Origin of the sequence: Allobacillus salarius (genome assembly GCF_007559425.1) — a bacterium.
Classification (GTDB): domain Bacteria; phylum Bacillota; class Bacilli; order Bacillales; family Alkalibacillaceae; genus Allobacillus; species Allobacillus salarius.
Map to the genome: position 1 here is coordinate 310,215 of NZ_VMHE01000001.1, position 24,989 is coordinate 335,203.

The following is a 24,989-nucleotide window of genomic DNA, read 5'->3' on the forward strand; positions in this document are numbered from 1 at the left end:
TCGAGAACAAAAGGAGTTGGGAATATGGTTAAAGTGAGGCAAGACGCTTGGTCTCATGAAGATGATTTATTACTGGCAGAAACTGTGCTTAGACATATACGTGAAGGAAGCACACAGCTCGTTGCTTTCGAGGAAGTCGGCGACAAACTGAATCGAACGGCTGCTGCCTGTGGTTTTCGGTGGAACGCTGAAGTTCGTAAAAACTATGAAAAAGCAGTAGACTTAGCCAAGAGACAGCGTAAGGAACGAAAAAAGGCTATGAAACAACAAGCTACAGATCGTGTGACAAGCATTTCCAGAACGAAAGAAATCAATACAACGAAGCAACCTTCGACAATTGATGAAATTATTCATTTACTAGAACAACTGAAAGAATCTACCGCATTAAACAATGAAGCCGAGTTCGAGCAAATGAAGGAGTACAATCAACAATTAACCAATGAGAATGAAGAGTGGAAAGTAAAATACGAACAACTACAGAAAGATTATGAAACGTTAAAAGAAGATTACCAGACATTCGTAAATATCATGGATCGAGCAAGAAAAATGGTCGTATTGGATGAGGATTCATCCTTGTCTTCACCTGCTTTTAAGATGGCCAAAAATGGTAATTTAGAACAAATTGCTAAGTGAAACAAACAGAGCTCTAAACCCATTCATTAAGATTGTTACTAAATTTTTTCTATAAAAATATGTAAAAAAGCTATTCTAAGCGTCGCTTAAAATAGCTTTTTTCATATGTACACAATCCCAATTGTGCCGTTCCTCCTTAATGTTTTGAACCCGCTCCAGGCAGGTGGGTGTCCTGTTCTGCGTCTTGTATGTCCTCAAAAAGGCATATACGCCACGCAGAAACGCCAGACTCCCTTACATAAAAGTGTTCGGTCAAAACGTACGACGGAGAAGACGAACACATTAGGATTGCTTTGTTTCAAGTTTGTAATCAAATAATATCATATACATTTTTCAATATCAAGGGAAACAAGCGTCCAATTTTTGGTTTTCTTAAACTTTTTTTAGAATATTCAGCTTATTGACTTTCTTTCTTCTTCAATTCTAAATTCAGTTCCGCTAGTTGCTCATTTGATACTTGTGATGGCGCCTCTGTCAATGGATCTGAGGCTGAAGCTGTTTTTGGGAAAAGAATTGTGTCACGAAGGTTCGTCTTACCGGCCAAGAGCATTACTAAACGGTCAAAGCCTAACGCAATTCCCCCGTGTGGTGGTGCGCCGTATTCCAATGCTTCTAATAAGAAACCAAATTGTTCTTCCGCGGATTCTTTTGTAAAGCCAAGCGCTTCAAACATTTTGTATTGCAAGTCTTTTTCGTATATACGCAACGATCCGCCGCCAAGTTCGAATCCATTTAACACAACGTCATAAGCTTGTGCTTGGACATCTTCCGGTGATTCCGTCAGTTTTTCAATATGTTCTAATTTAGGCATTGTAAACGGGTGGTGAGCTGCATGATAGCGTCCGTCATCAGCATCATATTCAAATAATGGCCAATCAGTTACCCACAAGAAGTTCAGTTGATCTTCATTGATTAAACCTAGACTTTTTCCTAGTTTTAAACGCAATGCGCCTAAACTGTCGTAAACAATTTGTTTTTGATCCGCAACGAACAGCAGTAGATCATTCGCTTTTGCGCCCAATTGTTCACGTAATGAATTTGCGTCATCTTCATCGAAAAACTTAGCGATTGGACCTGTCAACTTGTCATTTTCATCAACTTTAATCCACGCTAACCCTTTTGCTCCATAGATCTTCACAAATTCAGTTAATTGATCGATGTCTTTTCTTGAAAATTGTTCGGCTTGATTTTCTACATTTAAAGCACTTACTTGACCGCCATTTTCTACCGTATGTTTAAACACATTAAAATTTGAAGTAGCAGCAAATTCATTAATTTGTTTTAACTCCATACCAAAGCGTGTATCTGGTTTATCTGAACCGTATCGTTCCATCGCTTCTTGATAGCTCATCCGAGGGAATGGGTTGGCGATGTCTTTACCTTTAACTTCTTTTACAACAAAGCGAAGCATTTCTTCCGTCAATTTCATGATTTCTTCTTGATTCATGAATGACGTTTCAATATCAATTTGTGTGAATTCAGGCTGACGGTCCGCACGCAAATCTTCATCACGGAAACAACGGGTAATCTGATAGTACTTCTCAAATCCAGAAACCATTAGCAGCTGTTTAAAGAGCTGTGGCGACTGCGGCAATGCATAGAATTCACCTTCATGAACGCGACTAGGAACTAAATAGTCTCTTGCGCCTTCCGGTGTACTCTTCGTCAAGACTGGCGTCTCCATCTCCAAAAAGTTTTGTCGATTTAAATATTGACGGATGGATTGAGCGGTCTTATGACGTAAAATAAATGTTTCTTGCATGGATTTACGTCTTAAATCTAAGTAACGGTACTTCAAGCGAATTTCTTCAGAAACATCGATATGTTCCTCAATTGGAATCGGTAGTCCTTTCGATTTGCTAATAATCGTTAGTTCGTTAGCGACAATTTCAAGTTCTCCTGTTTTCATCGATGGATTGATCGTACCTTCATCTCGGCGCTTCACTATGCCCGTTACCTCGATGACATATTCACTTCGAATTTTTTCAGCTTGCTCTAATGCTTCTTTCGATTCAGGGCTGAATACGACTTGTACGACTCCTGAGCGATCACGTAAATCAATAAAAATTAATCCGCCAAGGTCACGGCGTCGTTGAACCCATCCTTTTAATAATACAGTCTGATTCTCTTGGTCCAGCGTGAGCATACCGCTATGTGAACGTTCGAGCATTTTATTTCCCTCCTATATATGTTGCAATCTCGTTGAGTGGAACAGTTGTTTGTTCCCCTGTTGCTAGTTCTTTTACTTGTGCTTTACCTTCATTCATTTCGTTCTCACCAAGGATAACGACAAATTTTGCATTTGCCCGCTCAGCAGCCTTAAATTGTGCTTTCATTTTTTTATTCAAATAATCGCGGTCAGCCCGAATACCTTGTTGACGTAATTGATGAGTGAGCTCAGTTGCCGTGAAAGTCACTTCTTCACCGATCGAAACGATATAACAATCGATTCCTGCGTTCGTTTCAAGCGATAGCTTTTCAGCTTCCAGTGCCATCAGCAATCGTTCAATACTTAAAGCAAAACCGATTCCAGAGGTTTCAGGGCCACCAAGGTCTTCTATTAAACCGTTGTAACGTCCACCACCGGAAAGTGTAGTAATGGAACCGAATCCATCCGCTTCACTCATGATTTCGAAAGCGGTTTGTGTATAATAATCTAACCCACGCACCAGATTTTCATCAACGGTATAAGAGATCCCCATTGCATCCAAATGTTTTTTGACGGACTCAAAGTAATTACTCGAATACTCATTGAGGTAATCCAAAATGGAAGGTGCTGTTTTCATCGCTGGATGATCTTGATCGACTTTACAATCCAGTAAACGAAGAGGATTCTTTTCTAATCTCACCTGGCAATCTTGGCATAGCTCTTCTTGATGTGGTTGAAAATGTTCAATTAATGCTTTTCGGTGATTTTGACGACTTTCATGGTCACCTAAACTATTGATGACTAACTTCAATGACTTCAGTCCAAAAGCTTCGTAACACTCCATCGCAAACGCTAAAACTTCTGCATCGATTGCAGGATTGTCACTGCCGATCGCTTCTATGCCAAACTGAGTGAACTGGCGTGTGCGGCCTTGCTGTGGCCGTTCATACCTGAACATTGGACCGATATAATACAATTTAGTCGGTTGTTCTGGTAAACCATGCATCTTGTGTTGTACATAAGATCTTGCTACTGAAGCTGTCCCTTCAGGCCGTAGAGTTAAACTTCTCCCGCCTCTGTCTTCAAACGTGTACATCTCTTTTTGAACGATGTCTGTTGTATCACCGACACCTCGTTGGAATAGTTCAGTCCGTTCAAACATAGGCGTGCGTATCTCTTTATAATGATATTTTTCCGATAATTTTCGTAACGTATTTTCAATGACTTGCCACTTTTCTGTTGCTTCTGGCAGTAGATCTTCCGTGCCTCTAGGTATATGGATCAATGTCAATTCCTCCTTCGTTTTATGTAACTCTTTTGAAAATAAAAAAATCCCTATCAATCCGCATTCAATTGATAGGGACGAGTTTACCCGTGTTGCCACCCTGATTAAAGCAACCTAAGAAAGTTGCTTTCACTTCATTTCAATAACGCCTTTAGCGGCCTAAACCTACTTTTATTTCGGTAAGGCACCTCCAGAATGTCTTTCACAAAGGACATATGAGCCTGCTTTCAGCCATTGGCAAACTCTCTCTGAAATATGTGTTTCTTTGCTACTTTTTCCTTCGTAGGTATTCATTATTATTCAATTAATTTAAATTATCATAGCTATATTTAATTAGCTTGTCAAGATTTATCGTCTGTATCTATGATTAAGGTGACTGGACCATCATTGACCAATGATACTTCCATATGTTCACCAAATCTTCCCTCTTCCACTTCTATGCCTAACTGTCTAACCTTTTCATTAAATTGCTGGTATCGTTCAAGTGCTTGGTCAGGTTTAGCTGCTTGCATAAAGTTAGGTCTCCTGCCTTTCCTCGTATCTCCATATAAGGTGAATTGAGAAATAGACAATAGTTTTCCTTGAACATCGATGAGTGATCGGTTCATCTTTTCTTGATCATCTTCAAAAATTCGCAAGTTAACAATTTTTTCTGCTAAATAATCCACATCTTTCTCTGTGTCCTTTGTGGATACGCCGAGTAATACGACGAGCCCGTCTTGGATGGCTCCTGTTCGCTCTCCACTAACATCGACTGCACCACTAGTTACTCGTTGAATTACAGCTCGCATTGTTCTTACCCCTTTATCCAACAAAATTCATTAGTGTATTAGTCGCTGAACTGCAAAAACGTCTCTAATTTTTTTAATGCGTTCAACAATGCTTCGTAAGTGTTCTAAATTATGAATTAAAATCGTTAGATTAATCGTTGCAATTTTATTTTTGTCCGATTTGCCATTCACATGCGTTATCGAAGTATTTGTTTCATTGACAGCTTGTAAAATCTCATTTAAAAATCCGCTTCGATCATAGCCAGTGATTTCCAAGTCAACATGATAGCTCTGTTGACGCTGACTATTTCGTTCCCATTCCACATCAATCAATCGTGTTTCACCTTCATTGGAAACGTTTGGACAATCTGCACGGTGAACGGAAACGCCTCTTCCTTTCGTAATGAAACCGACAATTTCATCACCCGGAACAGGGTTGCAACATTTCGACAGACGAATAAGTAGATTGTCAAGACCACGTACGATGACGCCAGATGTTGATGCTCTACGTTTTCTTGGCGTTACTTCATTTTGAAGATTTTCAAGCGTCTGTTCAAGATTCACTTGTTTTTCTTTTTGACGAATTTTTTCTGTCACACGATTGGCAACTTGAAGAGCGGTGACACCTTGATAACCGACGGCCGCATACAAATCATCTTCATGTTGAAAATGAAATCTGTCCAAAGCCAATTGGATATTTTCTTCCGTCAACACTTCTTTCGGTTGGAGATCCATATTTTTAATCTCTTTTTCAACCATTTCTCGGCCACGTTGCACATTCTCTTCTTTCCGTTGCCTTTTGAAAAATTGCTTGATTTTGTTTTTCGCTTGAGTTGTCTGAGTAATTTTCAGCCAATCTTCGGAAGGGCCATACGAATGCTTGGATGTCATAATTTCGATAATGTCGCCTGTTTTTAATTGATAATCAAGCGGTACGATTTTTCCGTTTACTTTGGCACCGACTGTTTTGTTACCGACCTCTGTATGGATTCGATAAGCAAAATCTAGTGGTACGGATCCATTTGGAAGTTCGATGACATCACCTTTTGGAGTGAAAACATAGACCATGTCAGAGAAAAAATCGAACTTCAATGATTCCATAAATTCCTCTGCATCTCTCGTTTCACTTTGCCATTCCAATATTTCTCGGAACCAGGCTAGTTGTTTTGACATATCTTTTGGAGAATCGTTCTCTGATTTCCCTTCTTTATAAGCCCAATGTGCCGCAATTCCATACTCAGCAATTTCATGCATTTCAGAAGTTCTAATTTGTACTTCTAATGGATCACCTTCTGGTCCGATTACCGTCGTATGAAGCGATTGATATAGATTTGGTTTTGGCATTGCTATATAGTCTTTAAATCGCCCAGGCATTGGCTTCCATAACGTATGGATAATTCCCAATACAGCATAGCACTCTTTAATATTTCTCACGATGATCCGTACTGCTAACAAATCATAAATTTCGTTAAAATCTTTCTTTTGAATTGCCATTTTCTGGTAAATGCTATATAAGTGTTTTGGTCTTCCGGATATCTCAGCTTCGATGTTAATGTCATCTAATTGTTCATTAATTTCTCTAATAACCGTTTCAATATATTGTTCACGTTCACTACGCTTTTGTTTCATCAATTGAACGATTCGGTAATATTGCTGAGGATTCATATATCGAAGTGCAGTATCCTCGAGCTCCCATTTAATCGTTGAAATTCCAAGTCGATGCGCAAGTGGTGCGAAAATTTCTAACGTTTCATTCGCTATTCTTCGTTGTTTTTCTTCTGGAAGAAATGACAATGTGCGCATGTTATGCAGTCTGTCTGCAAGCTTAATTAAAATCACGCGAATATCCTTTGCCATAGCAATAAACATTTTTCGGTGATTTTCAGCTTGTTGCTCTTCTTTAGATTTATATTTAATTTTCCCTAATTTCGTAACTCCATCGACTAATTGAGCCACTTCTTCACTGAAAGCTTCTTTTAAATCATCATAAGAGATTTCAGTATCCTCAATGACATCATGAAGAAATCCGCCTGCAATTGTTGCCGGATCCATTCTTAAATCAATTAAAATATCTGCTACTTGAATGGGATGTAAAATATATTCTTGACCGGATTTTCTAATTTGGCCTTCATGTGCTTTGGCTGCATATTGATAGGCATGCTGAAGAAAAGCCACGTGTTCTTCATTCATATATTGACTGGCTCTTTCTAACACTTGTTCGATTGTCCGTACACTGTGTTTAGACATATACAACCACCTAGCTGCTTCCTTTTCTTTTTTTCCATTATTCATAAACAAATGACATATGTAAAGAGAAACACATCTTTTGTGCGGTTTATCATGTGTTGTTTAGCCAATAATCCTTGTTCCCACTCTAAATCGTTTTTGTTTGTACAGTATTCACTTGTGTGGATGAAATAAAAAAAGACTTGGCTGACTCTTCAGGAAGAAGAGCCAGCCTGTCATCTTATTCATATGTCATTAATGGTAGGATATCATAGCCTTTTAATTTGTCACGACCATTTAAATAGGCTAGCTCGATTAAAAATGCACAACCGACAACTTCTCCACCTAATTCTTCAACTAATTGAATCGTTGCTTCGACAGTACCACCAGTAGCCAATAGATCGTCTACTACTAAAACTTTTTGCCCTGGTTTAATCGCGTCTCTATGAATTGTCAGTACGTCTTTTCCGTATTCCAATCCATAATCAACCTTTATCGTTTCCCTAGGGAGCTTCCCTTCTTTTCTGACGGGCGCAAACCCAATTTCAAGTGCATAAGAAACGGGACATCCAACAATAAATCCTCTAGCCTCAGGCCCAACTACGAGTTCGGCACCTACTTTTTTAGCATACTCGACGATCTCGTCCACTGCTGATTTAAATGCTTTGCCATCATCCATCAATGTCGTAATATCTTTAAATTGAATTCCTTCTTTTGGCCAGTCTTCTACGATTGTTATATGTTTTTTATAATCCATGTAAGACTACTCCTTCCTTCCCTTGGCGACCGCGTCTCATGGAAATCCACTCTTTAAGTTCGTTGTAGTTTGAGTAATATAGCGTTTTTTCCATTTTAATTCGGTTTAACCGTTGTTGATAAGTAACTGATTCACTTAATTGTTTAGGTTCTGTTTGATCGATATAAAAAATGTCACCATCTACTATTTTAACAAAATCTAAATCAAAAAACACTTGGAGGATAAAATCTAAATCGTCTTCGCTCATTTTTTTCGCTTCAGCAAGCAAATGACGTTGTTGCTGTTGTATAACTTGATGTTTTTTGATCGTTTTAAATAGGTCTTTGAATACTTCTCTTGATGGGAATCGTTCAAAGTATGATGATCGTTCAATTTGATAGCATGCATATAGTGTGTGAAAAGAAAGCCGTCCCAATACGCCTTCCAGTTCCTCTAAACTATTCGGCAAATCATGAATCAGTATGTGTTTACGTTCATTCAATTGGTCAAATTCATTTATGCTTTCAGCATGCACGGTTAAGTACTTTGATTCCTGTGGTTTATTCTCTGGTTGGAAATAAATAGCTGCCAACTCATCTGGCGAAATTGTCGGCGGTAAAGTGAATCTTTTTCCTCGGAAATCAAAGAGCTGCCATTCATTGCATCGCAGATCTTTTAACAACACTTGTAGCTTTCGATTGCCGTTCCATTCGTTAATTTGTATTTCACCAGCTAGATCAATTTTACTTCCCATCGATAAGCGATCAACGACATCCCCAATTTGGAATCCAACAGCTTCAAGCTGTTTATCACCAACTAATCCCGTTAACTTTAAATGATTGCTTTTTGCACCAATTTTACGCAATTCCTTTATTTCAACATTGTTGATTTGGAATACTGGACGGTTATTATTCATACCAAAAGGTGCTAGCATCTCGACTAATTCTGGAAAGTCCATATCGACTTCCTCCCAATTAATCTCTTCTTCTATTTGAAGTGTCGGGTGGAAATCAGCTGGTGTTAATTCACTTGCGGCTTTTCGATTTAATTCAAGCCTCAATTCTTCAATGTCATCGATTCGTACAGTCATACCTGCTGCTTGAGGATGACCACCGAAATGAACAAATAAATGCTTCAGTTCCATACCGTGTTTGAAAATATCAAAAGCTGGAATACTTCTAGCACTTCCTTTAGCAGCTTGCTGTGTATGGTCAATGCTTAACATCAATGTCGGCCTGTTGTATTTATTAATGATTCGGGAAGCAACAATGCCTAATACGCCAGGATTCCAATCTTCTTTTGCGATGACAAGGACATGGTCATCTAAATAATTTGTTTCAATCATTTCATTTGCTTCTTCAAATATCTGTTGGACAAGTTTTTGTCTTTCTTTATTGATTTGGTCAATTTCCAAGGCCATCTCAGCAGCCAACACTGCATCATCTTCAAGTAATAAATCGACTGCCAAGCCTGCATCTTGCAATCGCCCAACAGCATTTAATCGTGGCCCTAAAACAAAACCAATATTTTCAGTCGTCATCGGGCCTTTTAATTTTCCGATATTTTTTAAAGCCATCAATCCTGGCATTTTCGTATAGGTTAATGCTTTTAACCCTTCTTTGACAATCACTCTATTTTCACCAACCATCGGTACGAGGTCTGCTACCGTACCAATAGAAGCCAAAGCTAAATAATCATCTTGCAATTCTCCAGTCAAAGCATGAGCCAATTTTAAGGCAACACCTGCACCCGCTAAATGATTAAACGGATAATCTGCCGATAACTTCGGATGAATCATCGCAACGGATTCAGGCAACTCATCTTGTTCTTCGTGGTGGTCCGTAATAATTAAATCCATCCCAAGTTCCCTTGCAAGTTTAGCTTCTTTTGGAGCGGCAACCCCGTTATCGACCGTAATGATCAAACCGACCCCATGAGCTTTTATTGCTTGAAAGGCTAACTCATTCGGTCCATAACCCTCTGTAAAGCGGTTAGGAATATAGTAATCTACATCAGCTCCCATTTTTCTTAAAACAGAAACTAAGATAGCGGTTGACGTTACACCATCTGCGTCATAATCGCCATATATCATCACTTTTTCATTCGTTTGAATTGCTTTTTGAATTCGGCTCACAGCAGCATCCATTTCATCAAACAAAAACGGATCGTACAATTGTTTTTTTGTAGGATAAAGAAAAGACTCTGCCTCTTCTTTACTATGTATCTTTCTCTTTGCCAACATGCGATTGACAATCGGAGATGAATGAATATTTGTTGGTTCATCAATCAGCTGATTATTTACCAACCAATTCATTTTGCTCTCAAGCATAATAAAAACACCCCTAACAAATCTATTATACTAGAGGTCGTTAGGGGTAGCAATAAAGATTAACTCCAATCACTCTTCTGATCACTATTTGAATTTTCTTCGTCTTGTAGATTAACTTCTTGGTCACCTTCATCGCTAATGGCATGATTTCCGTCCGTTAATTCTCCCTGTTGCTTAAGTTCCTCATTCTCTTTTTTCAGCTGTTTCATTTCTCTTTTTAACTGATAAAATTTAGCATACGTTACGCTCGCAACAGCCAAGCAACCGAGTAAAGCAGATAATAGAATAACAAGTATTAAAGGTACGTCTGTTTGTACGAATAAAAAGTCTACCTGTACCGAGTCAACATTAATAACAGCAAAAATCGCAATCAGCAAAGCAAATAATAGCGTTAATATAATCCATGTTTGTTGTTTCATTAAAGCCCCTCCTTATCACTTTTGTACATTGTTCTTTATTTACCCGGTAACCTCGCGAGTTATTCTTTTGGTGCGAATTAGTCAGCCAATAAAAAGATCCGAACGGAAACAAAAGTTCGTTCGGATCTCTCTGTTTAGTTTATACTTGCGGGCCACCAGATGGCTTTTTCTTCTTTTGAACAATTGGATTGGATTCGATACTTCTTCCTCTCCATACTAACCATAGTTGAGCTGCCAAGAACAAGGATGAATACGTTCCCGCAATCAAACCAACGATTAAAGCAAAGGAGAAATAAGTAATGGCTTGAGCACCAAATACAAACAGCATGACAGCTGCAAAGACAACCGTAATCACTGTATTGAAGCTACGAGTCAACGTCTGCATCAAGCTTTTGTTAACCACTTCTGCTAATTGCTTGAATGTCTTCACTCGTTTTTCGAGACTCAAGTTTTCTCTAATCCGATCAAACGTAACGATCGTATCATTGATTGAATAACCTACAATCGTTAATATCGCTGCAATGATTGTAATATCGAATTCAAATTGGAAAATGCTAAACAACGCCAAAATGAAAAATGCATCATGCAATAGAGCAATAATTGCTGTTATCGCGAATATCAATTCAAATCGTATGGCGACATATATGACAATACCGATTGAAGCAATTAAAACAGCATATACAGCATTTTTCGCCAGTTCCTGTCCTACTTGAGGAGAAACGGTACTGACACTCGGTTGGCTTCCATATAGTTCTTCGAAATGATTATTGACGGTTGCAATTTCTTCTTGCGTCAGCACTTTATCAAAGCGAACCATCGCCATTTCTTCGTTATCGCCAGCTAAGACTAGTTGTTTAGGTTCATGTCCCAGTTCTTCAAACTCTGAACGCACCTCTTCAACGGTCAACTGGTTATCTGACATCACTTGAACTCTTGAACCACTTTCAAAATCGACACCTAAGTTCAAACGCATTGTTGTTAAAAATATAGCTCCAACAATCACTAGCAAAATTGATGCACTGAAATAAATCTTGCGGTGTTTTACAAAATCAAATGTCTTACCTAAGAAAGTCGGTTTAACTTCTTCACCCTTATTGATGTCCATAATCTCATTCGGATTGACACCGAACCATCTTGGCTTGTTATTCAATGCTTTACTTTTAATCCATAGGTTCATTAGTAGTCTTGTACCATAAACCGCTGTAATAAAGCTTAGTAATATACTGATAATTAACATCGTTGCGAAGCCTTTGACCGAACTTGTTCCGAAAATAAATAAAACAATCGCAGCTAAAATTGTAGTAATATTAGCATCCAAAATCGTTGTAAATGAACGTTTATTACCAGCCCTTGCTGCTGATGCAACTGTTTTTCCTGCCTTTAATTCTTCTTTCAGCCGTTCGTACGTAATAATATTGGCGTCTACAGCCATACCAACACCTAATACGAGGGCTGCAATACCAGGAAGAGTCAATACACCATTAATCAAGTTAAAGACTAATAAAATTAAGTAAATATAAGCACTAAGTGAAATAACAGCAATGACACCTAAGAAGCGATAAACAATAATCATAAAAACAAATATTAAAATAACTCCTAGAATTCCAGCAAATACGGTTTTGTCGAAAGCTTGTTCCCCAAACTGAGCGCCGACAGCGACAGAATAGACTTCTGTTAATTCAGCAGGTAATGAACCCGCATTCAACATATCCGCTAAATTTTTAGCTTCCTCAACCGTAAAAGATCCGTCGATTTGAACATTTGTTCCAGGAATTGGCTTACTTACACTTGGTGCTGAAATAAATTTAGGGTCTTCCTTCCCGTACTCTTCAGCAAAGGAGTCCCCTTCTTGATAATCTAGCCAAATAACAATTAAGTTTTGTGGATAAGGTACCTCGGCTGTTGGCGTACTCGGTAATTGAGATACCTCTCGAGTTAACTCTTCAAAATTAGCATAATCACTATTAGAGAAATTTCTTTTTGTCTCTAATGTGACAATCGGTTGGTTAAACTCGTTGAAATTCTGCTGCGCACTGCCTTCAACCAGCTCTGAACCACCAAAGTAAAACTCATCTTCTACGCTTCGAAAAGACAGATTTGCTGTTGTAGAAAGTATTTCTCTCGCCTCATTTTGATCACTGACTCCGGCGAGTTGAACGCGTATTCGATTTTCTCCCTCGATATCTATTACCGGCTCATTAACACCTAAGATATCCACCCTTTTATATAAGCTTTGTACAACAGCTTCCATCATTTTTTTGTTTACTTCTTGGTCATCATCAGTCGGTTCAACTTCATAAAGGATTTCGAATCCACCTTGGAGGTCTAGACCTAGTGGAATATCTTTTGTAATTCCTTGTGTTGTCGTTCCTATAATTCCTCCTAAAAGTAAAACAATTAGAAAGAAGGCAATAATTCTGCCTTTTCTATTCATATGTAAGACTCCTTCCTAGTTAACGTTGCTTCTCTTCAACTTTACCCTTCTTCAGTTGCTATCTCTAATGAACCAATCTGCTGAAATAAATCATCCGTGTTTGCTTGCTCTTGTGCTTCGACAGTCAAATAGCTCATGTACGTGCTGCCGCTCAAATGCAATATATCTTGTATCACTTGATGAAGCCTTAATCGTTTTTCTTTTTTCCAGACTTTCGCTAAAAGACATGCCCAGATTTCTTCTTCATTGACGCCGTGATAGCCTAATAATTTTAATTCATCTACTTTACTTTGTAAAACTTCTCTCGTCTCATTCCGCCATTCATCAACATGTCGAGTATAATGATCCAATCGTTCGACGCTCCTGTCTATTTTGAATTGTCATCTATAAAAAGCGATATAAAGACTTGTCATGACTTGTACCTATTCAAGCATATAAATTATTGTACCTAAAAATTATTCATTTGAGAAGGCAGGGCCCATAAGATGTCGAAACAAACATTTATTAAAGGTGCATTAATTTTAATTGTCGCTGGTATGATCAGCCGATTACTTGGCTTTGTCAATCGTATGATTATGGCCAGGTTATTAGGAGAAGAAGGCGTCGGAATCTATATGCTAACGGTTCCGGCATTATTGTTGATGATTACATTATCCCAAGTAGGTATTCCTGTTGCCGTTTCTAAATTAGTCTCTGAAGCGATTGCTATTAATGACCGCAGACGGATTAAAAAAATTCTATATAGTTCGTTTACGATTACAGTAACTCTAAGTATTATATTAACGATCTTTTTTTCCATGTTCGTTCCAGTTATTGCAGATAAACTCTTATTAGACCATCGGACATTGCTACCGATGCTTGTTATGAGCCCAATCATCATCATTATCGCTATTTCATCGGTGCTACGTGGATATTTCCAAGGTCTCCAAAACATGAAGCCGCAAGCGTACGCGCAAGTTATTGAACAAGTTATTCGTATTGTCCTTGTCGTCATTATGATTAAATTGTTGCTACCTTTCGGACTGGCTCATGCAGCAGCAGGTGCTATGGGGTCTGCTGTTCTTGGCGAACTTGCTTCCTTAGCATATATTTTTTACTGTTTTCAAAAATCACAGAAGAGAAGACAATTATCCGTGTCACGCTATCCTTTTCGTTCATTAAAAAGTACGTATGCAAATATATTTCAAATTGCCTTACCAACAGCAGGAAGTCGGATGGTCGGATCCATCACTTATTTTTTTGAACCCATTCTTGTCTCACAAAGCTTATTTATCGCAGGGTATACAGTATCGCAAAGTACGTCACTTTATGGACAATTGACTGGCTTTGTCATGCCTCTTTTATTACTGCCGACGTTTATTACCCATTCACTATCTGTCGCCTTAATCCCTTCGGTTAGTGAATCAAATGCTTTAAAACATCATCGAACCGTTCATTTCCGTATCACCCAAGCACTGCGGCTATCCTTTGTGTCTGGTGGTTTGGCAACAATCTTATTTATGTTATTATCAGCAAGTTTACTTCAGCTGATTTATGGAACGAATAATGGTGCCGATTTTCTAAGTTTTATGGCTCCATTTTTTATCTTGTTGTACTTCCAAGCTCCTCTTCAAGCTGCCCTTCAAGCATTGAATTATGCTAAACACGCGATGATTAACAGTCTAATTGGAGCAACGGTTAAGCTGTCCGTCTTATGGGTACTCGCAACAAACCCGAATTTTGGCATAGATGGTGTTATTCTATCTGTTGTAATAGGTATATTGGTTGTTACCTTACTGCATTTCGCGGCTTTATATCGATTAATTCGGTTCAAATTACCAGTCTCATTGATCATTCGAATGGGCTTTCTTCTTACCAGTTTATATTTTATTGGAAATTGGATGATTACACACTTATCTTTCACATCGAACTTTCAAATGATTTTGTTTGTTTCTGTCAGTTTAGGTGTCTTGTATTTAATTGGTTTAATCATTATGAAGTTAGTGACCATCGAAGAATGGAGACAGCTTTTTCAAAGACGCACGAATTAAATGTTAGTTGAAGAGACTAGGTACTGTTTCGAATGCTGCAAATCGGGGGTAGAGCGTAATTTTGAGCTCTACCCCTTTTTGGGTGTTTCTATTCAAAGATAGCGGACAGATTGGATGCTCTACCTGTGATTAGAGCGCTTCTATTTAAAGATGACGATCAAATTTAGAGGCTGGGACAAATCAAGGTTATAAACTCAGAAACACGAATATCAATCTAACTTAGCGTAGGAAATATACGGAGACTTCTGCGGGAGCAAAAGCCTAGGTGAGACCCCACAGTGCGAAGCACGAGGAGGCTCAACAGCTGCCCGCGATATAGAAGACACTGCGATTTATCGCAGATGTCGCCTTATGCCCTGTGGGTAAAAGCGCAGTATATTTCCGAAGCGGGTATTTCCGCATTACTAAATTAGATTGTTCATATCTGAGTCAACTTTAAAGGTTTTGTCCTAGCCCCTTCTATTCAAAGATAGCAATCAGATTTGGTGCTTTACCTGTGATTAGAGCACTTCTATTCAAAGATACAGAACAAATTTAGTGCTCTATCTGTGATTAGAGCGCCTCTATTCAATGATACCGACCAGATTTGGTGCTCTACCTGCGATTAGAGTGCTTCTATTCAAAGATACAGAACAAATTTAGTGCTCTATCTGTGATTAGAGCGCTTCTATTCAAAGATACAGAACAAATTTAGTGCTCTCCCCGTGATTAGAGCGCTTCTTTTAATCACACAAAAAAACACCGACCGAAGTCAGTGCCTGTTCATTCATCTAACCATTTTTCCATTGAAAAGAAATAACCGCACGCGGGAATTCGACCTCCTCCTCACCATAAGTGTATGCATATTCTTTCTGCTCCCATAGACGTTTCCAATCAATTAGTCGTCTAGTTTGTAAATTAAACTTAGAAATACCTCACGTACAAATAAACGGATGATAAAATCATAGAGATCATCACGATCAACATTCCATAAGCCATAAAGGTAATAAAACGTATTTTAATTTGGTGTGTACTCGCTATTCCAGCAACGACAACATTCGCTGATGCGCCCAATAAGGACCCGTTTCCACCTAGACAAGCACCTAGTGCCAGTGCCCACCACATTGAATCGGTAGCAACTATTCCATATTGCTCAAATTCAAACAAGACTGGAATCATTGCAGCGACATAGGGAATGTTATCCAAAAATCCAGATAACAAACCTGCTGACCACAAAATGTACATAGATGATGTCATTGGGTCACCACCAGTAATCTCCAAAAAGCTTTCTGCCATTCGATCGATTAATCCAACTTCCTCTAAACCTCCTACGAGCACAAACAATCCGATGAAAAAGAACAACGTCGTCCATTCCATTTTTTCAAAAACGGTTTCTGTCATCTTATCTTTTTCTGATAAAAGTAATAAAAGTAATGCCGAACAGAAAGCAATCGTCGTCAGTTCAATATGTAAAGGACCGTGAAATGTAAAACCGACAATTGTTAAACTGAGGATAACGAGAGATTGATATAATAATGGCGTTTTCTTCAGTACGTCTGTTGGCTTAATTTCTCTCATCGATGCAGCCGCATTTTGTTGACGTAATTGATTTCGAAACAGTAAAAATAATAACCCCATAACAACCGTGAAAAGGATAAGAATAATAGGTCCTAAATGAACGATAAATGAAATAAAAGTAAAACGTTCTACAGCCTGTCCGATCATAATGTTTGGCGGATCACCAATCATCGTCGCTGTCCCGCCAACATTCGAAATGATGATGACCATAATCAAGTATGGTATCGCGGGAAGATTTAATTGCTTTGTCATATTGATGATGACAGGAACCAAAAGCAGAACCGTTGTGACATTGTCCAGTAATGCGGATCCAACTGCCGTCATCACTCCAATCCACATAAATAATGGGACCGGCTTACCATTAACCTTTCGAATCATCCAAAGTGATACAAATTCAAATACACCTGTTTTCTGCGTAATTGATATGAGAACCATCATGGAAAATAATAAAACGATCGTACTCCAATCAACATATGTTGATAGTGCTTCATCGACACTGAAAATATTGAATAAAATGAGGATTGCAGCTCCACATAATGCGACGAGTGCCCGGTTGATTTGATCCCAAAGTAAAAAAATGTAACTGATGATGAATACAACTAACGTAACGATTAGCTCCATATTCTTGTCCCCTTTAATCTCTCTTATCAAATAAGTACGTCTTTTTATATGGAAACATGCATAATTTATAGCAATAGTCTATTTCGAGGGGGAACAAAAATGAATAATCGATTACGCGGCATTTTGTACGGTATTGCTACAATACTAGTTCTCATGTTTTTATGTAGCCTAGTCATTGCTATGTTTGTTAAATTTACAGAGTTTTCAAGTGCGACGTTAACATGGACAACCTTTGTCGTCAGCATTCTCGTTTTAATGATCGGAGGATTCATCGCCGGTAGGAAAACGCTTCATAAAGGATGGCTCACTGGGCTTTTAACTGGAGCTATTTACGTATTCGGAGTCATGCTATATCAATTTTTAGCTTATGACTACTGGCTTGCCGACCGCCAAGCAACGTATTTTCTTATTTTCCTCATTGCAGCCATTACAGGGAGTATGTTTGGAGTCAATTTCTCAAAAAATGAAAGATAATTATTTCACTGATCAACGATCCAAGTTATTCGAATTAGTTTCATCCAAATTCTATACAAATTTAGATAAAAAAACTGACCAATCAGCTACTTGCTTATTGGTCAGTTTTTCATATTATTGATTGTTTTTTACTTCACGAACAGAAGAGCGATCGTATGTAAGTTTGTTTCCATCATTTACTTCAACCACGATCGTTCCCTCGTCTAACGCATGAATACGGCCATGCATACCACCGATAGTGACAATTTCGTCACCCTTTTGAAGATTGTTTTGCATTTCTCTAACTTGTTTCTGTCTTTTTTGTTGTGGACGAATCAAGATAAACCAAAACAGTACAATGAACAATACAATCGGTAATAATCCTGTCAATGCTTCCATTTATATTCCTCCTTCCTAGAAGTTCTTTGCGTTTGGTTTGTTAAAACCATATCGTTCAAAAAACTCTTCTCGAAAATCTCCTAAACGATCTTCAGCAATTGCTTCTCGCACTTGCTCCATCAATTTTACCAAAAAGTAAAGGTTATGATAAGTAGTTAACCTTATTCCAAACGTTTCATTTGCTTTAATTAAGTGTCGAATGTAAGCTTTTGTGTAATTTCGACATGTGTAACAGTCACAGTTCTCATCAATTGGTGTAAAGTCTCGAGCAAACTTAGCATTCCGGACGACCAATCTCCCATTTGATGTCATGCACGTCCCATTTCTTGCAATTCTGGTCGGCAGGACACAATCGAACATGTCGATGCCTCGAATCGCTCCATCAATCAATGAATCCGGCGACCCGACACCCATCAAATATCTCGGTTTCTCATCCGGTAATAAATGTGTCGTGAAGTCCAACACCTTGTTCATCACATCTTTTGGTTCACCAACGGACAAGCCACCAATGGCATAACCAGGAAAATCAAGTGACACTAAATCACGTGCACTTTGTTTTCGAAGCTCTTCATATTCTCCACCTTGTACAATACCGAAAAGCCCTTGCTCTGTTGGGCGTTGATGAGCAGCTAAACATCTTTCCGCCCATCGAGAAGTTCTTTCCACCGATTTCTTCATATACTCAAAGCTTGCCGGGTATGGTGGGCACTCATCAAACGCCATCATAATATCAGAACCGAGATCGTTTTGAATATGCATCGCCTTTTCTGGAGATAGAAACAGTTTTGCACCACTAATATGGTTTCTGAAGTGGACACCTTCTTCTTTTATTTCACGCATGTCTGAAAGGCTGAAGACTTGGAATCCACCAGAGTCTGTTAAAATCGGCTTGTCCCAATTCATGAACTGATGAAGGCCGCCTGCTTCTTTTATAATATCTTCTCCAGGTCGAAGCCATAAATGGTACGTATTTGATAATATGATGTTCGCACCGATTTCATTCAATTCTTCGGGGCTCATCGTTTTGACGGTCGCCAATGTACCAACTGGCATAAAAACAGGCGTATCAAAAGAACCGTGGGGTGTGTGCACGGTTCCTAAACGCGCGCCTGTTTGCTTACAAACTTTTTTTAACTCATAGGTGATAGCCATGAACTCTCTCCTTGATATCGAATTTCAAAAATGATTAATAGATAAACATTGCGTCACCGAAGCTAAAGAAGCGATAAGATTTTTCAACTGCTTCTTTGTACGCTTTCAATGTTCGCTCTTGACCAGCAAACGCGCTGACTAACATGATCAATGTCGACTTTGGCAAATGAAAATTCGTGATCATTGCGTCAATCGCTTGGAATTTGTACGGTGGGTAGATAAATATATCCGTCCACCCGCTTCTGGCTTCGAATACTCCACCTGTATCACGCGCGATTGTTTCTAATGTTCTTATTGAAGTCGTTCCAACAGCGATAATTCGATTCCCTTTTGCTTTAATGTCATTCAGGTCTGAAGCAGTCTGTTCGTCCAACCGATAAAACTCAGCGTGCATCTCGTGTTTTTCAATATCATCAGTTTGGACAGGTCGGAATGTTCCTAAACCGACATGCAATGTAATATAAGCGATGTGCACACCTTTTTGCTTAATTCGTTCAAGTAATTGCTCTGTAAAATGCAATCCCGCAGTCGGAGCCGCTGCTGATCCTACTTCTTTCGCATAAACCGTTTGATAACGGTCTTGGTCGTCTAATTGCTCTTTAATGTAAGGCGGTAGTGGCATTTCACCTAGCTGATCGAGAATTTCCATGAAAATGCCTTCGTAATGAAAGCGAACGACTCGGCCGCCATGTTCTTTTTCTTCAAGACATTCAGCTTTTAATAAGCCATCGCCAAATTGAATCCACGTTCCTGCTTTTACCTTCTTGGCAGGCTTCACAAGTACTTCCCAATCATCTCCATTTACTTGATGGAGTAATAATAATTCAACCTTACCATATGTGTCTGCCTTATAACCCATCAAACGAGCCGGAAGTACTTTTGTATTGTTTAACACAAGACAGTCACCAGGGTTTAAATAATCAATGATATCCGTAAATTGCTGATGGTGAAATTGGTCTTTCGCTCTGTCAATCGTGAGCAATCTCGAAGCCGAGCGATCTTCAAGCGGTGTTTGTGCAATTAATTCTTCTGGTAAGTCAAAGTCAAATTCATTTATATCCATGCTTTTCCTACTTTCTATTGATTACCGATTACTTAAATTTACCTAAAAAATAAAATATAAGTGATAAGATAATACTAATGATAATGGAGGTCATGATTGGAAAATAAACAGTCGTGTTACCTTTTTTGAACACGAGGTCACCAGGAAGCTTTCCAATCACTGTCCAAATGATTCCAACAATCACGAATACAATACCTATAAGGATTAGAATTTTTCCTAGCCCATCCATTTAGTCGTTAACCTCCCTATTGAAGTGGCGATATGCTTCAAATGTCGCTATCCGCCCACGTGGCGTGCGTTGAATGTATCCTTTTTGCAATAAGAAAGGTTCATATACGTCTTCAATAGTTTGAGATTCTTCTCCTATGGTCGCTGCCAATGTTTCCAATCCGACAGGACCGCCTTGGAACTTGTCAATAATACCCAATAAATACTTATGATCAATATGATCCAATCCTGCTGCGTCGACTTGTAACATATTCAGTGCTTCTTTTGTGATGTCTACAGTAATCGTATCCATGTCATTCACTTGCGCTATATCACGCACCCGCTTCAGCAGGCGATTGGCAATACGAGGCGTGCCGCGTGAACGAGAGGCAATTTCATTCGCCGCATCGTCTTCAATTTCCATTTCAAAGATATCAGCTGTCCGTTTAATGATATGGCTAAGATCTTTTTCTTCATAAAACTCCAGACGACTTAATACACCGAACCGATCACGGAGCGGGGCAGAAAGTAATCCAGCACGAGTTGTTGCACCTACAAGCGTGAATGGAGGCAAATCTAGCCTTACTGAACGCGCACTATCCCCTTGACCGATCACGATATCCAAAAAGAAATCTTCCATCGCTGGATACAGTATTTCTTCAACCGCCCGAGGTAGACGATGAATCTCATCAATGAACAATACATCACCAGTTTCAAGAGATGATAAAATTGCTGCAAGATCGCCAGCTCTTTCAACCGCTGGACCTGATGTCGTTCTAAACTGTACACCCATTTCATTCGCAATGATTGAGGCTAATGTCGTTTTACCTAATCCTGGTGGGCCATATAATAAAACGTGATCCAATGGTTCTTCTCGCATTTTAGCCGCTTCAATAAATATGCTTAAATTTCGTTTTGTTTTTTCTTGTCCTATATATTGCCTCAAGATTTGAGGTCTTAAACTTTGCTCTACCTGAAGATCATCTTCTTGAAGATCTCCAGAAATCATCCGATCATCCATCATTCCACCCACTTACCGTATTAATAGTTGCAATCCTTTCTTCACTACATCGTCTGTTGATTCCAGGTTTTCAGCTTTAAGTTTTCCTTCAATGGATTTGATTTCTCGGTTGGAATATCCGAGGGCTCTTAATGCCTCAATCGCTTCATCAACATAAGGACTCGTTGCGTGGATCATATGAATTGTTTCTGTTGTTTTAGAATCACCATGATAAGTCAGCCACTCTGTCACTTTCCCTTTTAAATCCAATATCATCTGACGTGCCGTTTTCTTTCCGACACCAGGGAATTTAGTCAAGAATTTTTCATCCTCTTGCTCAATAGCTTGAGCAAAATCTCTGACAGGAGCTTGTCCAATAATTGCACTGGCGCTTTTAGGTCCTATCCCAGATACTTGTATTAATTTTTTAAATAAAGACTTCTCTTCTTCCTTTTTGAATCCATATAACATGTGTAAATCTTCACGAACATATTGGTATGTATAAACTTTTACTTCTTGTCCTAAAGATTCTTGAAATTGATAAGGATTGGCACAATATATTTCATAGCCGATTCCCGCCGTTTCAACGACTAAAAACTCGTCTTCAATCTCCTCTAATTTCCCACGAACATAAGCAAACATGAGCTTCTCTCCTATCTTGAACAAATGTTCTATCTATAGTTTAACATGGAAACCAATCCTTGTGGCTTTATATGAACGATTGAAAAACCAGTCATGATTAACGAAGAACCATAACTGGTGTTACGTATTATTTCATATTGTGATGCACATCTTGAACATCATCGAGATCTTCGAGCATATCAATCAGCTTATTCATCTTTTCTTGATGGTCTTCCGCCACTTCTGCATCTGTGTCAGGAATCATCGTCAGTTCAGCTGCTTCCAGTGGATAATTCTCTTCCAATGTCTTTTTACACGACTCAAAATCCTCGACGGTTGTATACAATTCAAATACTTCTTCATTAGATTCGATCTCTTCACAGCCAGCTTCGATTGCTTCTAACATAAATTCGTCTTCATCAACCGAAACATTATCTTGTGCGATGACAATATATCCTTTTCGTTGAAACATAAAAGAAACACAACCATTTTCACCTAGGTTGCCATCATTTTTAGAAAAAGCATGTCTGACTTCTGAGGCTGTCCGGTTTCGATTATCTGTCAACACATCAACCATCACTGCTACGCCTCCAGGCCCATACCCTTCATACGTCATCTCTTCATAATTTTCGCCATCAACGTTTCCGGCAGCTTTCTGAACTGCACGATCGATATTGTCTTTAGGCATGTTATTGGACCGCGCCTTATCAATTGCCAAGCGAAGCGCTGCATTCGTTTCCGTATCTGTTCCACCTTGCTTTGCAGCTACGAAAATCTCCTTCGCTAACTTCATGAATATTTTTCCCCGTTTTGCATCTTTGGCATTCTTTTTATGTCTAATATTATGCCATTTTGAATGTCCTGCCATAAAACTCCTCTTCCCTTCTCGATTAATCGACTAAATCATATACGCGATATACGCGACCGCTTTCGATTGCATCGCGTTTATGAATTAATTGAAACAATAATTCAGCCACTTCAGTTGGACTTCGTAACTGTCCTTCTTGCTTGAACTGCTTAAACTTCTCAACATCTTTAAAGTTTTGTGTAAATGAACCGCGAATTTCAGTTTGCATTTCCGTGTCCATAATACCAGGACTAAAAGCAACGTGTAACTCATCTTGTCCAAGCTCAGCAGCTTCAGTAGCCGCAGTTTGTGTAAATAGATTGATCGCTGCCTTCGTTGATCCGTAAACACTCCAACCATACGTGCTACGCTCAGCAGCTCCAGAAGTAATATTTACGACTGTAAGCGGCACACCATGAATCGCTTTTTTCAACTCATTAAGAAGAATCATCGGCGCGGTCGTATTTAATGATACATGCTTTGAAATTTCTTCACTATCCATGTGACCAACAGGACCGATCGGTGAAACCATACCAGCATTATTAATCAATAAGATTTCCTCTAACGATTCTTCTTTAAGTATTTGTGTAATTTCTTTTGCAACAGATATTACAGATTGAGGATCACTCAAATCCGTAGGCAAATGAGTGTGCGTTAATTGGTGTGTGGAAGCTTCTTGTTGCAATGAAGGCAGTTCAGATTTCCTTGCTATGGTAATGAGCTGATAATCTTTTTTCAACGCAAGTCGTGCAGCTTCTTCCCCAAGTCCTCTTGAAGCACCTGTAACAATAGCGAATTTCATGTCGTATCTCCTCCCTTTTTGTATTTATTTCAGAGAAATTCAATCAAACGTTTGATGAACTAGTTATTCTATCCTCGAATCATAATAATCAGGATCTACATCCACAATTATATCAGAACGACCAGTGATTTCTTCAACAATATCTTTGACACGTTTGACTGTTTCCTTTGGCTCAGAACGATTTTCTAAATTAATCGCAACGTAAATTTTGTCTTTTGTAATAGCGAGGCCTGCCTGCCGAACTTCTTCTAATTGCATCAATTCATAATAAATTTGGCGTTCAGTTTTACTTCCAGGTCCTTCTGAATCACTCGTGTTCTCTTTGGAATTATCCATCGTACGTTCTAAATTTTTCTGCTCATAATATTCAGTAGGGTTCGAATACAAATTATAACGGATTAACTCCTCATCTGTCACCTCTTCGTCTTTTTGAAGTGCACCATCTGCTCGTTTATCCTTCTCCGGGTTGACCCATGTACAACCAGCCAAAATAATAGCTATAAGGATGAAAAAAAGAATTTTTTTAATCATTTAAAAACACCTCCTTTAGTTAGTTTGAGAAAGGAGGTGTTAACCATACATTTTATGAGGTGAAAATTGATGGAAAAACACACAGTTTACTTAATAAGAATAAATGTAACCCATACACGGATTATAATATACCATAGGTTGCTGGTGTGCAGGATAGGACGAATCATGTAGAAATGTCATATCTGTATACAGTTGTTGTGTAATCGGTGAGTACTGTTCTGTTTTAGCATATGAATTGTCATGGTTTCCCATTGTTTGGTAACCCCATATATGTTCATCTTCTTGAATGTACGGAAGATAGTTTGCCGCTCTTTCAGGTGGTTCCATGCGAGACAACTGATCTTTCGTTAACTCTTGATCCTCACCGAGACCTTCTGTACGGTTATTGTGTTCGTTCTGTTTGGCTGCGACAGGTGCAGGCTCTTCTGCTTGCTTGTCACGCTGGTTAGGAACTCTCAATTTCATGCCTTCCATGAGTTCATATGGATCTGCAATTTGTTTGTTCATACGGACAACTTCTTGAAAGGAAAGATCATATTTCTCTGCGATGGACTTGATCGTTTCACCTCTTCGGACAATGTGAATTCTCAACATAAATGACTCCTTTCGTATCAATCTATACATATATACATAGTTTATGCAAGATCCCGAAAAAATTGAGTCATTCGCCTGTAATTCATGGATCGGTTCAAACACAAAAAAACTGTACATCCTTAAAAAGGAAG

At 38.8% G+C, this 24,989-nt stretch carries 23 protein-coding genes, 1 other RNA gene and 1 other annotated feature; of the genes, 3 read left to right on the plus strand and 21 right to left on the minus strand.

Annotated elements, in window-relative coordinates; translation table 11 throughout:
* Positions 1–24: 24 nt before the first annotated feature.
* Positions 25–633, plus strand: a complete 609-nt coding sequence (locus tag FPQ13_RS01670) for an RsfA family transcriptional regulator (RefSeq protein WP_144087561.1) — start codon at positions 25–27, stop codon at positions 631–633.
* Between the two features lie 110 nt (positions 634–743).
* On the opposite strand, the gene ssrS is transcribed toward FPQ13_RS01670, so the two are convergent.
* The 10 genes from ssrS to FPQ13_RS01720 form a co-directional block, all read right to left on the minus strand.
* A non-coding RNA gene (ssrS, locus tag FPQ13_RS01675) (6S RNA) lies at positions 744–925 on the minus strand.
* A 105-nt stretch (positions 926–1,030) separates the two neighbouring features.
* Positions 1,031–2,803: an aspartate--tRNA ligase gene (gene aspS / locus FPQ13_RS01680; protein WP_144087562.1), complete on the minus strand. Its 1,773-nt coding sequence runs from the start codon at positions 2,801–2,803 to the stop codon at positions 1,031–1,033.
* A 1-nt stretch (position 2,804) separates the two neighbouring features.
* On the minus strand, positions 2,805–4,064 hold the full coding sequence (gene hisS, locus FPQ13_RS01685; RefSeq protein ID WP_144087626.1) for a histidine--tRNA ligase: 1,260 nt from the start codon (positions 4,062–4,064) through the stop codon (positions 2,805–2,807).
* Between the two features lie 73 nt (positions 4,065–4,137).
* Positions 4,138–4,360, minus strand: a binding site (T-box leader).
* Positions 4,361–4,408: 48 nt separating this feature from the next.
* Complete coding sequence (dtd, locus tag FPQ13_RS01690) at positions 4,409–4,858, minus strand: D-aminoacyl-tRNA deacylase (RefSeq protein WP_144087563.1); 450 nt, start codon at positions 4,856–4,858, stop codon at positions 4,409–4,411.
* A 30-nt stretch (positions 4,859–4,888) separates the two neighbouring features.
* Positions 4,889–7,084, minus strand: a complete 2,196-nt coding sequence (locus tag FPQ13_RS01695) for a RelA/SpoT family protein (protein ID WP_144087564.1) — start codon at positions 7,082–7,084, stop codon at positions 4,889–4,891.
* Between the two features lie 220 nt (positions 7,085–7,304).
* The gene (locus FPQ13_RS01700; protein ID WP_144087565.1) at positions 7,305–7,820 is read right to left on the minus strand and encodes an adenine phosphoribosyltransferase; all 516 of its coding nucleotides are present in this window, start codon (positions 7,818–7,820) and stop codon (positions 7,305–7,307) included.
* Complete coding sequence (gene recJ / locus FPQ13_RS01705) at positions 7,810–10,128, minus strand: single-stranded-DNA-specific exonuclease RecJ (RefSeq protein WP_144087566.1); 2,319 nt, start codon at positions 10,126–10,128, stop codon at positions 7,810–7,812. The genes FPQ13_RS01700 and recJ overlap by 11 nt, the downstream gene beginning before the upstream one ends.
* 59 nt (positions 10,129–10,187) lie before the next feature.
* Complete coding sequence (locus FPQ13_RS01710; protein WP_144087567.1) at positions 10,188–10,547, minus strand: LapA family protein; 360 nt, start codon at positions 10,545–10,547, stop codon at positions 10,188–10,190.
* 139 nt (positions 10,548–10,686) lie between these two features.
* Positions 10,687–12,981, minus strand: coding sequence for a protein translocase subunit SecDF (gene secDF, locus FPQ13_RS01715; protein ID WP_144087568.1), 2,295 nt, complete (start codon positions 12,979–12,981; stop codon positions 10,687–10,689).
* 41 nt (positions 12,982–13,022) lie between these two features.
* Entirely contained in the window at positions 13,023–13,331 is a 309-nt protein-coding gene (locus tag FPQ13_RS01720; RefSeq protein ID WP_144087569.1) for a post-transcriptional regulator, read from the minus strand.
* A gap of 135 nt (positions 13,332–13,466) precedes the next feature.
* Here FPQ13_RS01720 and spoVB point away from each other — a divergent pair, with 135 nt between their 5' ends.
* On the plus strand, positions 13,467–15,011 hold the full coding sequence (gene spoVB, locus FPQ13_RS01725) for a stage V sporulation protein B (RefSeq protein ID WP_144087570.1): 1,545 nt from the start codon (positions 13,467–13,469) through the stop codon (positions 15,009–15,011).
* Positions 15,012–15,914: 903 nt separating this feature from the next.
* Here the strand turns inward: spoVB and FPQ13_RS01730 are convergent.
* Entirely contained in the window at positions 15,915–17,189 is a 1,275-nt protein-coding gene (locus tag FPQ13_RS01730) for an ArsB/NhaD family transporter (protein ID WP_144087571.1), read from the minus strand.
* Between the two features lie 99 nt (positions 17,190–17,288).
* On the opposite strand from FPQ13_RS01730, the gene FPQ13_RS01735 reads away from it, so the two are divergent.
* Positions 17,289–17,663: a TIGR04086 family membrane protein gene (locus FPQ13_RS01735; protein WP_186279509.1), complete on the plus strand. Its 375-nt coding sequence runs from the start codon at positions 17,289–17,291 to the stop codon at positions 17,661–17,663.
* A 114-nt stretch (positions 17,664–17,777) separates the two neighbouring features.
* On the opposite strand, the gene yajC is transcribed toward FPQ13_RS01735, so the two are convergent.
* The 10 genes from yajC to FPQ13_RS01785 all read right to left on the minus strand — a co-directional run bounded on the left by yajC (position 17,778) and on the right by FPQ13_RS01785 (position 24,858).
* Positions 17,778–18,041 (minus strand): preprotein translocase subunit YajC, encoded by a 264-nt coding sequence (yajC, locus tag FPQ13_RS01740; protein ID WP_144087573.1) that lies wholly within the window; start codon positions 18,039–18,041, stop codon positions 17,778–17,780.
* 15 nt (positions 18,042–18,056) lie between these two features.
* Positions 18,057–19,193, minus strand: coding sequence for a tRNA guanosine(34) transglycosylase Tgt (gene tgt / locus FPQ13_RS01745; RefSeq protein ID WP_144087574.1), 1,137 nt, complete (start codon positions 19,191–19,193; stop codon positions 18,057–18,059).
* A 34-nt stretch (positions 19,194–19,227) separates the two neighbouring features.
* Positions 19,228–20,256, minus strand: a complete 1,029-nt coding sequence (gene queA / locus FPQ13_RS01750; protein ID WP_144087575.1) for a tRNA preQ1(34) S-adenosylmethionine ribosyltransferase-isomerase QueA — start codon at positions 20,254–20,256, stop codon at positions 19,228–19,230.
* Between the two features lie 28 nt (positions 20,257–20,284).
* On the minus strand, positions 20,285–20,485 hold the full coding sequence (locus FPQ13_RS01755) for a DUF2905 domain-containing protein (RefSeq protein ID WP_144087576.1): 201 nt from the start codon (positions 20,483–20,485) through the stop codon (positions 20,285–20,287).
* Positions 20,486–21,484, minus strand: a complete 999-nt coding sequence (ruvB, locus tag FPQ13_RS01760; protein ID WP_144087577.1) for a Holliday junction branch migration DNA helicase RuvB — start codon at positions 21,482–21,484, stop codon at positions 20,486–20,488. It abuts the gene before it with no gap.
* A gap of 12 nt (positions 21,485–21,496) precedes the next feature.
* Positions 21,497–22,105, minus strand: coding sequence for a Holliday junction branch migration protein RuvA (gene ruvA / locus FPQ13_RS01765; RefSeq protein ID WP_144087578.1), 609 nt, complete (start codon positions 22,103–22,105; stop codon positions 21,497–21,499).
* A 127-nt stretch (positions 22,106–22,232) separates the two neighbouring features.
* Positions 22,233–22,952 carry a YebC/PmpR family DNA-binding transcriptional regulator gene (locus tag FPQ13_RS01770; RefSeq protein WP_144087579.1) on the minus strand — a complete coding sequence of 240 codons (720 nt, stop codon included), beginning with the start codon at positions 22,950–22,952 and terminating at the stop codon, positions 22,233–22,235.
* Between the two features lie 22 nt (positions 22,953–22,974).
* A complete protein-coding gene (locus FPQ13_RS01775; RefSeq protein ID WP_144087580.1) occupies positions 22,975–23,733 on the minus strand; it encodes an SDR family NAD(P)-dependent oxidoreductase in 759 nt (252 codons plus the stop codon).
* A gap of 63 nt (positions 23,734–23,796) precedes the next feature.
* Positions 23,797–24,264, minus strand: a complete 468-nt coding sequence (locus FPQ13_RS01780) for a YhcN/YlaJ family sporulation lipoprotein (protein WP_144087581.1) — start codon at positions 24,262–24,264, stop codon at positions 23,797–23,799.
* A 90-nt stretch (positions 24,265–24,354) separates the two neighbouring features.
* A complete protein-coding gene (locus FPQ13_RS01785) occupies positions 24,355–24,858 on the minus strand; it encodes a LysM peptidoglycan-binding domain-containing protein (RefSeq protein WP_186279510.1) in 504 nt (167 codons plus the stop codon).
* Positions 24,859–24,989 lie beyond the last annotated feature (131 nt).